At 62.6% G+C, this 10,599-nt stretch carries 10 protein-coding genes, 1 rRNA gene and 1 pseudogene; 9 read left to right on the plus strand and 3 right to left on the minus strand.

Features of this window, described 5'->3' with window-relative positions; genetic code table 11:
• The 7 genes and pseudogenes from GCN75_RS28190 to ppnP form a co-directional block, all read left to right on the plus strand.
• Positions 1-141 (plus strand): annotated as a pseudogene (locus GCN75_RS28190) (hypothetical protein); the annotation flags it as partial.
• Complete coding sequence (locus tag GCN75_RS28195; protein WP_226941620.1) at positions 135-305, plus strand: hypothetical protein; 171 nt, start codon at positions 135-137, stop codon at positions 303-305. The pseudogene GCN75_RS28190 and the gene GCN75_RS28195, both read left to right, overlap by 7 nt.
• A 12-nt stretch (positions 306-317) precedes the next feature.
• The gene (locus GCN75_RS28200) at positions 318-1,004 is read left to right on the plus strand and encodes a chemotaxis protein CheW (RefSeq protein ID WP_152285298.1); all 687 of its coding nucleotides are present in this window, start codon (positions 318-320) and stop codon (positions 1,002-1,004) included.
• Positions 1,001-3,322, plus strand: a complete 2,322-nt coding sequence (locus GCN75_RS28205) for a hybrid sensor histidine kinase/response regulator (protein ID WP_152285299.1) — start codon at positions 1,001-1,003, stop codon at positions 3,320-3,322. The genes GCN75_RS28200 and GCN75_RS28205 overlap by 4 nt, the downstream gene beginning before the upstream one ends.
• A 10-nt stretch (positions 3,323-3,332) precedes the next feature.
• A complete protein-coding gene (gene cheB / locus GCN75_RS28210) occupies positions 3,333-4,382 on the plus strand; it encodes a chemotaxis-specific protein-glutamate methyltransferase CheB (protein WP_152285300.1) in 1,050 nt (349 codons plus the stop codon).
• A 10-nt stretch (positions 4,383-4,392) separates the two neighbouring features.
• Positions 4,393-5,418 carry a diguanylate cyclase gene (locus GCN75_RS28215; RefSeq protein ID WP_152285301.1) on the plus strand — a complete coding sequence of 342 codons (1,026 nt, stop codon included), beginning with the start codon at positions 4,393-4,395 and terminating at the stop codon, positions 5,416-5,418.
• A gap of 25 nt (positions 5,419-5,443) precedes the next feature.
• Entirely contained in the window at positions 5,444-5,758 is a 315-nt protein-coding gene (gene ppnP / locus GCN75_RS28220) for a pyrimidine/purine nucleoside phosphorylase (protein WP_152285302.1), read from the plus strand.
• 111 nt (positions 5,759-5,869) lie between these two features.
• Here the strand turns inward: ppnP and murB are convergent, their stop codons facing one another.
• The gene (murB, locus tag GCN75_RS28225) at positions 5,870-6,898 is read right to left on the minus strand and encodes a UDP-N-acetylmuramate dehydrogenase (RefSeq protein WP_152285303.1); all 1,029 of its coding nucleotides are present in this window, start codon (positions 6,896-6,898) and stop codon (positions 5,870-5,872) included.
• Between the two features lie 185 nt (positions 6,899-7,083).
• Between murB and GCN75_RS28230 the strand changes: the two genes are divergently transcribed.
• The gene (locus GCN75_RS28230) at positions 7,084-7,569 is read left to right on the plus strand and encodes a YajQ family cyclic di-GMP-binding protein (RefSeq protein ID WP_034759416.1); all 486 of its coding nucleotides are present in this window, start codon (positions 7,084-7,086) and stop codon (positions 7,567-7,569) included.
• Between the two features lie 184 nt (positions 7,570-7,753).
• Complete coding sequence (locus GCN75_RS28235; protein WP_152259527.1) at positions 7,754-9,019, plus strand: nitronate monooxygenase; 1,266 nt, start codon at positions 7,754-7,756, stop codon at positions 9,017-9,019.
• A 54-nt stretch (positions 9,020-9,073) separates the two neighbouring features.
• Here GCN75_RS28235 and GCN75_RS28240 read toward each other — a convergent pair whose 3' ends face one another.
• Together GCN75_RS28240 and rrf are read right to left on the minus strand one after the other, a co-directional pair.
• Entirely contained in the window at positions 9,074-10,372 is a 1,299-nt protein-coding gene (locus tag GCN75_RS28240) for a leucine-rich repeat-containing protein kinase family protein (protein ID WP_152285304.1), read from the minus strand.
• 110 nt (positions 10,373-10,482) lie between these two features.
• Positions 10,483-10,595 (minus strand): 5S ribosomal RNA (gene rrf / locus GCN75_RS28245).
• Between the last annotated feature and the right edge of the window lie 4 nt (positions 10,596-10,599).

Genomic DNA, 10,599 nt, shown 5'->3' on the forward strand with positions numbered 1-10,599 from the left:
CCCGCCGTGCGCGTGCAGGACGATTTCTTCACCCATTTGAACGGCAAGTGGCTGGCCACGGCCGAGATCCCGGCCGACAAGTCGAGCTGGGGTTCGTTCGCCAAGCTGCGCGATGACACCACGCCACCGGCAAGATGGATCTGGCCGACGACTACTGGCGCCGCTGCATCTACCTGCAGCCGGACCACTACGAGGCGCTGTGCCACCTGTCGCTGCTGGCCGAACGCAATGGCAACCATACGGCCGCCGCCACCCTGAAGGCGCGCGCGGCGCGCATCTACCAGCGCCGCCAGGCGTCCAACTAAGGGGCAAGCAGTATGACAAACCTCATCGCCACCGAGTCCCCCGCCGCCATCGACGACTGCTGGAACCATATCGGCGTGGTCGGCGACCAGAGCTGCCCCAAGCTGCCCGCCAACGTACACTGCCGCAACTGCGACGTGTATGCGGGCGCCGCCCAGCGCAACCTGCAGCGGCCAGTGGACGAGCACTACCAGCGCGACTGGGCCAGCCACTTCCGCCAGATCGATGCGGGCGGCGAAGTGCGCGACAGCTCGGCGCTGGTGTTCCGCATCGGCCGCGAATGGCTGGCGCTGCCCACGCGCGTGTTCGACTCCGTGGCGCCGCTGGCCAAGCCGCACGTGCTGCCGCACCGGGGCGGACGCGGCCTGGCGGGCATCGTCAATATCGGCGGCAAGCTGTATCCATGCATGTCGCTGGCCAGCCTACTGGGCATCGACGAACAGGGCGCGCCGCCCGCCAAGGGCCGCCACGCGTTCGCGCGCCTGCTGCTGATGCGCTGGGAAGAACAGGCCTACGCCCTGCCCGTGGCCGACCTGCATGGCATCGTGCGCTATGCCTCAAGCACCGTGCAAGCGCCCGCGGCCACCATCAACAAGGGCCTGTCGCGCTTTCTGTCGGGCGTGATCACCGAGGGCGACATGCGCATCGGCTGCCTGGACACGGCGCTGATCGGCTTTCAACTTGCGAGACTATTACGATGAGCCAGGACCAGCACGGCGACCTCAGTGCCTTTTCCATGCTGGACCTGTTCCGCATGGAAGCGGACAGCCAGACCCAGATCCTCACCGATGGCTTGCTGGCCATGGAGCGCCATGCGGGCGACGCGGCCGCCGTCGAGGCGATGATGCGCGCGGCGCACTCGATCAAGGGCGCCGCCGCCATCGTCGGCCTGCAGGTGGTGGTGCAGCTGGCGCACGGCATGGAAGACAGCTTTGTCGCCGCCCAGCACGGCCGCCTGAAACTCACGCCGGAGCGGGTCGACGTGCTGCTGTCGGGCGTCGACCTGATCGTGCAGCTGTCGCGCCTCGACGATGCGGGCGCCGAAGCGTGGCTGGCCGCCAATGCGGCGCAGATCGACCGGACCCTGAACGCCATCGCCGGCATCGCCGAGCTGCCCGAATTGCCAGCCCTGCCTTCGCTGCCTTCATCTTCGCCTGCGCCAGCGCCGCCCCCCTTGCCGCCGGAAAGCGCCGACGCCGCCGAAACGCAAGCCCCCGTGGCCAGTGGTCTGGCGGGCGAGGAAGCGGAATCGTCCGCGGCTGCGGCCGCGCCGCGCGCCGGCGCCCCCGCCAAGGCGCCGGCGCAGAATTTCGACAAGCTGCTGTCGCTGGCCAGCGAATCGCGCATCAATGCGCACCAGATGCACCCGTTCATCGGCGCGCTGCAGCGCTTCAAGCGCAACCAGAGCAGCCTGTTTTCCGCCATCGAGCATCTGCACGAAGCCATTGCCCGCTCGGGCGACGCGGGCCTGATGGAAAAATCCCTGCTGGCGCTGCACAAGACGCAGCCCCTGAAGCAGTTCATGCTCGAGCACATCGCCGACATCGAGACCTATGAACGGCGCTTGCTGGCCGTCTCGCAAGGCATGGTCGACGAGGTGCTGGCCCTGCGCATGCGCCCTTTCCGCGACGGCATCCACGCCTTCCCGCGCATGGTGCGCGACCTGGCGCGCAGCCTGGGCAAGGAAGTGCAGCTGGAGATCGACGGCGAAGACACCCTGGTCGACCGCGACATCCTGGCGAAGATCGAAAGCCCGCTGAACCACATGCTGCGCAATGCCATCGACCACGGCATGGAAGGCCCGTACGAGCGCATCGAGGCAGGCAAGGAAGCGCTGGGCACGATACGCATGGAGGCGCGCCACCGCGCCGGCATGCTGAGCATCGAGATCAGCGACGACGGGCGCGGCGTCGACCTGGAAAAGATCCGCCAGTCCGTCATCGAGCGCAAGATGGCCAGCCCCGCCATGGCCGCCGCGCTGTCGCCGGGCGAGCTGCTGGAATTCCTGTTCCTGCCCGCCTTCAGCCTGAAGGCCACGGCCAACCAGCTGTCCGGGCGCGGCGTGGGACTCGATATCGTGCACGAGACGATACGCCAGCAAAACGGCACGGTGCGCCTGGAATCGGAGCCGGGACGGGGGTTCCGCGCCCTCATTACCCTGCCGCTGACGCAATCGATCGTGCGCGCGCTGGTGATCGACATCCAGGGCGAGGCCTACGCCATCCCCATCGTCAAGGTGGAAAGCGTGGTGCGCGTGCCGCAGGCGGCCATCCATACCCTGGAAAACAAGCAATTCTTCGAACTCAAGGGCGAGCACCTGGGCCTGGTGTCGGCGGCGCAGGTGCTGGAACTGGGCGAAGCGGCCAGCAGCGCCGACGATCTGCCCGTGGTCGTGATCGGGCGCGGCAAGCAAAGCTATGCGCTGGTGGTCGATGCCATCCGCGGCGAGCAAAGCCTGGCCGTGCAGGCCATCGATCCCATTTTCGGCAAGATGCGCGACATTTCCGCCGCCGCCCTGCTGGACGATGGCGAGCCGGTGCTGATCCTCGACGTGCCCGACCTGCTGCTGTCGATCGACAAGCTGCTGCACGAGGGCGGCCTGCACCAGCTGGCGCAGGCGGGCCATGCGCAGCAGCGCCGCGCCAAGCGCATCCTGGTAGTCGACGATTCGCTCACGGTGCGCGAGATGGAACGCAAGCTGCTGCTGGCGCGCGGTTTCGAGGTCGACGTGGCCATCGACGGCATCGACGGCTGGAACGTGGTGCGCAGCGGCGACTACGACCTGGTGATCACCGACGTGGACATGCCGCGCATGGACGGCATCGAGCTGGTCTCGCTGATCAAGAAAGACCTGCACCTGCACAAGCTGCCGGTGATGATCGTCTCGTACAAGGACCGCCCGGAGGACCGCGCGCGCGGCCTGTCCGCCGGCGCAGACTATTATCTGACCAAAGGCAGCTTCCACGACGAGACCTTGCTCGACGCGGTGGCCGACCTGATAGGAGATGCCCGTTTATGAATTGCGCTTCATGAAAATTGCCATTGCCAACGATGTCGCCATGGCTGCCGAGGCCCTGCGCCGGGTGGTGGCCAGCACGCAGGAACACCAGGTGCTGTGGATCGCCCGCACGGGACTCGAAGCGGTGCGCATGTGCGAGGGCAACCGCCCCGACCTGATCCTGATGGACCTGAACATGCCGGAGATGGATGGCGTCGAAGCGACGCGCCTGATCATGGAGCAGAGCCCGTGCGCCATCCTGGTGGTCACGGGCCGCCCGCAGGACAATGTCAACCAGGTTTTCCGCGCGCTGGGCGCCGGCGCGCTCGACGTCACGGCCACGCCCGTGCTGCAGGGGCAAGTGGGCGGCGACAGCGAACTGCTGGCCAAGATCAAGACCATCGGCAAGCTGATACGCCACAGCGCGGAAGCGCCGCCGCCGCGCCAGGTGCCGGCCAGCATCGAACGCAGCGAGGGGCAAGTCACCACGCTGGTAGCCATCGGCGCCTCGACGGGCGGCCCGTCGGCCGTGGCCAAGGTGCTGTCCGGCTGGACGGCCCCGCCCGGCTGCGCCATCGTGGTGGTGCAGCATATCGATGAAACCTTCGCCTCGCATTTTGCCAAATGGCTGGACGACCAGCTGGACATGCCCGTGCGCGTGATCGCCGACGGCGACGAGCTGGTGGCCGGCACGGTGCTGATCGCCAAGACCAACGATCACTTGCTTCTAGATCAAAATTATCGTTTGAGTTACGATGCAGCACCACGCGAGTATGTTTACCGCCCTTCCGTCGATGTCTTCTTCAACTGCGTGGCGCAGCACTGGCGTGGCGATGCCATCGGCGTGCTGCTCACGGGAATGGGCCGCGACGGCGGCGATGGCTTGCTGGCCATGCGGCGCGCGGGCAAGACGACGATTGCGCAAGACCAGGCCAGCAGTGCCGTATATGGCATGCCGCGTGCGGCGGCCGAACTCGATGCGGCGCAGCAAATCCTGCCCTTGGATAGAATAGGCGCCAACCTGCGCAGCCGCCTGGGCGCCAAACTCAACAATGGGTGGGAGCCCTCCCCTAACATCTGAAAAGAATGCAATGCCAGAATTTTCCTCCAGTTTCACCCAGCATGAGCCCGCACTGACCGAATTCAAGGTCAGCGTGCTGCTGGTGGACGACCAGTTGATCATTGCTGAGGCAATCCGGCGCATGCTGAGCGACCAGCAGGACATCGAATTTCATTACGTGACCGACGCCACGCAGGCGCTGGACACGGCGCTGCGGTTGCAACCGACCGTCATCCTGCAAGACCTGGTGCTGCCGGGCATAGACGGCTTCGCCCTGATCAAGCTGTACCGCGAAAACGAAGCGCTGGCGCATGTGCCCGTGATCGTGCTGTCGGCCAAGGATGACCCGAAACTGAAGGCCCACAGCTTTTCCGTCGGCGCCAACGATTACGTGGTGAAACTGCCGGACCGCCTGGAGTTGCTGGCGCGCATACGCTACCATTCCAACGCGCACATCAGCCGTTTGCAGCGCGACCAGGCATTTCGTTTCTTGCGTGAAAGCCAGAAAAACCTGGCCGATGCGAATATTGAATTGCAGAAACTGGCTGCCCTCGATGGCTTGACGGGCATCGCCAACCGCCGCCGTTTCGATGAAACCTTGCAATTCGAATGGCAGCGGGGCCAGCGCGACAAGACGCCGCTGAGCCTGCTCTTTTGCGATATCGACCATTTCAAGAGCTACAACGACCACTTCGGCCATTTGCCGGGCGACCTGTGCCTGAAAAAAGTGGCCGCCGTGCTGACGGAACATTTGAAGCGCCCGGCCGACCTGGCGGCCCGCTATGGCGGCGAGGAATTTGCCCTGATCCTGCCGGAAACGGAGGCTGCGGGAGCCCTGCTGATCGCCGAAGCGTGCCGGCGCCACCTCGAGGGTTTGCAGATCGAAAACCCGGCGGCAGCCACGGGCATCGTCACCATCTCGATCGGCGTGGCCACCATCGTGCCTTCGCCGGACTCGACGATCGAGCAACTGATCAACCGCGCCGACCAGGCCCTGTACGCGGCCAAGCGCGGCGGACGCAACAGCGTGCTGAGCGCCGATGACGTCCAGGACTGATTTTTAACAGCAAGGAAAGTGAAGCATGAGCACACAACTGGACAATGTCAGCGTCGTCAAGAAGTCGAATATCTACTTTGACGGCAAGTGCGTCTCGCACAATGTCATTCTGGCCGATGGCACGAAGAAAAGCGTGGGCGTGATTTTCCCGTCATCGCTGCGCTTCAACACGGGCGCGCCGGAAACGATGGAAATCGTCGGCGGCCTGTGCAAGGTACGCCTGGCCGACGCGACAGAATGGAACAGCTATGGCGCTGGCACGCAATTCAAGGTGCCGGGCAATAGCTATTTTGATATTGAAACGACCGAGACCGTGGACTACGTCTGCCATTTTGGCTGATCCACGCAGAAAAAACGTCCATGGCTGCGTTGCACTGCCTCGTCGTACCATGCGTACTGTCTTCGGCAATGCGCCTTGCCCTGGCCATTTTTTCAAGCGCGGATTTCCTATTTAGATAAACACAGGCTCGGGCGACAGGCGCACGCCATATTTCGCCTCTACATCATCCTGTATCGCTGCCGCCAGCCGGGTAATGTCCGCGCCACGAGCGCCGCCATTATTCACCAGAACCAGTGCCTGCTTGGGATACACTCCCGCGGGCCCCAGGTTTTTCCCCTTCCAGCCGCACTGATCGATCAGCCATCCCGCCGCCAGCTTTTCCGTGCCATCGGCTTGCGCATGGTGCACCAAGGTGGGGAAACGTTCCAACAGGGCAAGACATTGCTCCCGCGATACCACCGGATTCTTGAAGAAGCTGCCCGCATTGCCGATCACGGCCGGGTCCGGCAATTTTCTCCGGCGAATCGCCATCACCGTCTCCGCCACCTGTTGCGGCGTCGGCTCGGCAAGATTGCGCTCGGCCACGGCCTGCGCCAGTTCCGCATAGCGCAAGTTCGGCTGCCACTGGGCCGGCAGGGCAAACGTCACTTCCAGCACGATCAGCTCGCGCCCGTCCGCCTGCTTGAAGATGCTGTCGCGGTAGGCAAAGCGGCAGGCGTCGCGGTCCATGTCGAAGACGATGCCGCTGGCGCTGTGCATGACGCTCACGCTATGCAGATAATCCTTGATTTCAACGCCATACGCGCCGATATTCTGGATAGGCGCTGCGCCCACCGTGCCGGGAATCAGCGACAGGTTTTCCAGCCCGCCCACGCCTTGGGCCAGCGTCCACTGCACGAAGTCGTGCCAGTTTTCGCCGGCCGCGGCCGTGACGAGGATGGTCTCGAAATCGGCCTGCGCCAGGCGCATGCCGCGCGTGGCCATGTGCAGCACGGCGCCGGGAAAGTCGCCGGTGAGCACGATGTTGCTGCCGCCACCCAATATCAGGCGCGGCATGGCGGACAGGGCGGGATCTTGCAACGCCGCCTGCAATTGGGCCTGCGAAGTGATGCGTACGTAGGCGGCCGCCTTGGCTTCGATGCCGAAGGTATTCAGGCGCTGGAGGGAGTAATTGTGTTCGATGGTGAGCTCTGCAGACATGGGATAGGGAAATTTTGCTCGATTATAGAGCGAAAGCGACAAAAAACCACCTCAGGACAAGGGCGACTTGCCCGTTGTCCGTTAAAATGTCGCATCTTTAACAGGGCCGTCCCATGGCGCAGAATCAGCCGCCAAGGCCCAGCGCGCCGAGCGTGCGCTCGCTTTAACAAGAAAAGGAACAGACCATGCCGTCATTTGATGTAGTCTCCGAAGCCGATATGATCGAAGTCAAGAATGCAGTCGAGCAATCCAACAAGGAAATCACGACCCGCTTCGACTTCAAGGGCAGCGACGCCCGCGTCGAACACAAGGAAAACGAATTGACCGCGTTCGCGGATTCGGAATTCCAGCTCAGCCAGGTGCGCGACGTGCTGACCAACAAATTGACCAAACGCAAGGTCGATGTGCGCTTCCTCGACGAAGGCGACATCAAGAAGATCGGCGGCGACAAGGTCAAGCAGATCATCAAGATCAAGAATGGCATCGAATCGGATGATGCCAAGAAAATCGTGCGCGTCATCAAGGACAGCAAGATGAAAGTACAAGCGAGCATCCAGGGTGAAGCCGTGCGCGTCACGGGCGCCAAGCGCGACGACCTGCAGGCGGCCATGGCCATGCTGCGCAAGGACGTGCCTGACATGCCGCTGGAATTTAACAATTTCCGCGATTAATTTCGATCAAGCGCACGATCCAGCCTGCGTACGCGCGGCCTGGTGGCAAGCTCTGCCTCGGAGAGCCTGCCCGCTTGGGGTAGAATTGAAGCTGCGCACAGCTACATGCGCCCGCGCGCCTGACCGGCAGCGGGCTTGACCGTACATCTGGCTCAGTGATAACCACGGTAGTCTAAGGATAGCAATGAAACGTGTTGATGATTTCCGCCTGCGATTTGGCAAAAAAGAATATGTGCCCATCATGATAGGCGGAATGGGTGTGGATATTTCCACGTCGGAGCTGGCCCTGGAAGCGGCCCGGCTGAACGGTATCGGCCATATCTCCGATGCCATGGTGGAAGACGTGTCGGATCGCCGTTTCGACACCACCTTCGTCAAAGACAAGACGAAACTGTACAAATTCAACATCAATAACAGCGACAAGGCCGTGGTGCAGTTCGACCTGGGCCGCCTGGCGGAAGCACAGCGCCTCCATATCGGCCGTACCATGGAAGCAAAAAAAGGCGATGGTTTGATCTTCGTCAATTGCATGGAAAAGCTGACCATGAACGGCCCTCGCGAAACCTTGCGCGTACGCCTGAATGCGGCACTGGATGCGGGCATCGACGGCATCACCCTGTCCGCCGGTCTGCACTTCGGCTCGTTTGCCTTGATGGCCGACCATCCCCGTTTCCGTGATGCCAAGCTGGGCATTATCGTCTCGTCCGTGCGCGCCTTGCAGATTTTCCTGCGCAAGAACGCCAAGCTGGACCGTTTGCCCGACTTCATCATCGTCGAAGGACCATTGGCCGGCGGCCACCTCGGTTTCGGCATGGACTGGGCCAATTACGACCTGCACACGATCACGGCGGAACTGCTGGCCTACCTGAAAGCGGAACAGCTGGACATCCCGCTGATCGCCGCCGGCGGCATCTTCACGGGCAGCGATGCCGTCTCCTTCCTGGAAGCGGGCGCGGCCGGCGTGCAAGTGGCGACGCGCTTTACCGTCACCAAGGAATGCGGCTTGCCAAACAAGGTCAAGCAGGAATACTACAAGGCCTCGGAAGAAGACATCATCGTCAATGGCGTCTCGCCGACCGGCTACCCGATGCGCATGCTGAAGAACACGCCCGCCATCGGCGCCGGTATCCGTCCAGGCTGCGAATCGTATGGCTATCTGCTCGACGCGACGGGCAACTGTGCCTACATCAACTCGTACAACCGCGAAGTGGCGGCCCATCCCGAGCAAAAAACCGTCGTCGTGATGGACAAGACCTGCCTGTGCACGCACATGCGCAACTTCAACTGCTGGACCTGCGGCCACTACACGTACCGCCTGAAGGACACCACGCACAAGCTGGACAATGGCGAGTACCAGATCCTGACGGCCGAACACGTCTTCAAAGACTACCAGTTCAGCGTCGACAACCAGATCGCCCTGCCGGAAAAAGAAATCCAGGTTCCAGGCTGAATTCTCCCAGCTTGAAATAGAAATGGCGCAGCCTGTGCAGGCTGCGCCATTTTTTTATGCGGGGAACATTTCCAGCAAGGTCCGTTCGATCACATCGAATCTGGGCCGCCGCAGCACATCGTCCTGCAGGCAAGCTTCGTGCAAGGCCTGCAAGAGGGGCAACGGTGCGGCACCATGCGCGATCAACTCGCCCAGCAATACGCCAAAGGCCCGCGCCTCTATGCCCTGCAGCAAGTCCCCTTGCGGCGAGCCGGGAACAAACATGGATGCCGCGCCAAAGTCGCCCAGCAGGCAGGCGCCAGCGGCCGTATGCAGGATATTGTGGCCATAGAGGTCGCCATGCACGATACCGCGCGCGTGCAGCTGGCATACGGCCGAGGCAATGCCATGGGCAATGGCCAGCGCTTGCGATGCGTCAAAGCGCGCGCCATCGGCATACACGTCGCGCGTGCACGACGCTAGGCTCGGCGGCCCGGCCAGATTGCCGAAAGCAGCATCGATGAGCGGCATGACGAGCCCGGATGCCTGTTGCGGATGCCCAGCGAGCATTCCAAGGATGGGAATCAGGCTGGGATGGGCACCGGCGCTGACACACGCGGCCATCTCGCTGCGCGGCAAGCCATCGCTGGTCATCGCTCCCTTGAACACTTTGACGGCAACATCGGTACAGCCATCGAGGCGCGCGCGGTAAATCACACCCGATGCGCCCTCGCCCAGCTGCTGCGCCAATTCCAGGCGCTGCCACGCCACGCCGGCCGCGCCGGCATCGGCCGGGGCCGCCAGTTCACGCGCTTCGCTGAAGGGATTGCCCGCATACGCGAGCCAGCTCAGGCGCGGCAAGCTCAGCAGGCAGTCGGGCAAGGCCGTGAAACGGTTGGCGGCAATGCGCACCAGTTCCAGCTGGCGGCAATTGGCCAGGGTCGCGGGCAAACGGCTCAGGCAATTTCCTGCCAGCATGAGCTTCTGCAATTCATGACAGTTGCCGAGTTCGTCCGGCAAGACTTCGATGGCATTATCGGTCAGGGTCAGCCAGCGCAGCCTGGGTGGCAAGGCGGCGGCCGGCACGTGGCGTATGCGGTTCGCCTTGAAGCCGATCATGCTCAGTTCCTCGCATGAACCAAGCACGGCAGGCAAAGTGGTGAACAGGTTATCGGAACAAAAAATGATGCGCAGCTTGTGCAGGCGCGGCAAATCGTCAGGCAGCATGGACAGCGCATTGCCGGACAAATCGAGAATCTCCAGGCTGTCGGCCAGGTCGAAGATTTCACGGGGGAAGTCGCTCAAGCCGCAGCACAGCTTCAGGCGCCGCACGCCAGCCAGTTGTCCAGCGCGTAATTGTTCCAGTGTGTGCAAAGCAGACAAGATATCCCTTTCAAAGAGCCGGCAAGCGCCGGTTTGGATAAAACCCGAGGACGTAAAAAAACCCCCACCGGATCACCGATGGGGGTTTTTTCGAATAACAAGCCTGACGATAACCTACTTTCACACTGGTTGCAGCACTATCATCGGCGCAAAGTTGTTTCACGGTCCTGTTCGGGATGGGAAGGGGTGGGACCAACTTGCTATGGTCATCAGGCATA

Source organism: Janthinobacterium violaceinigrum (assembly GCF_009208555.1).
GTDB lineage: Bacteria > Pseudomonadota > Gammaproteobacteria > Burkholderiales > Burkholderiaceae_D > Janthinobacterium > Janthinobacterium violaceinigrum.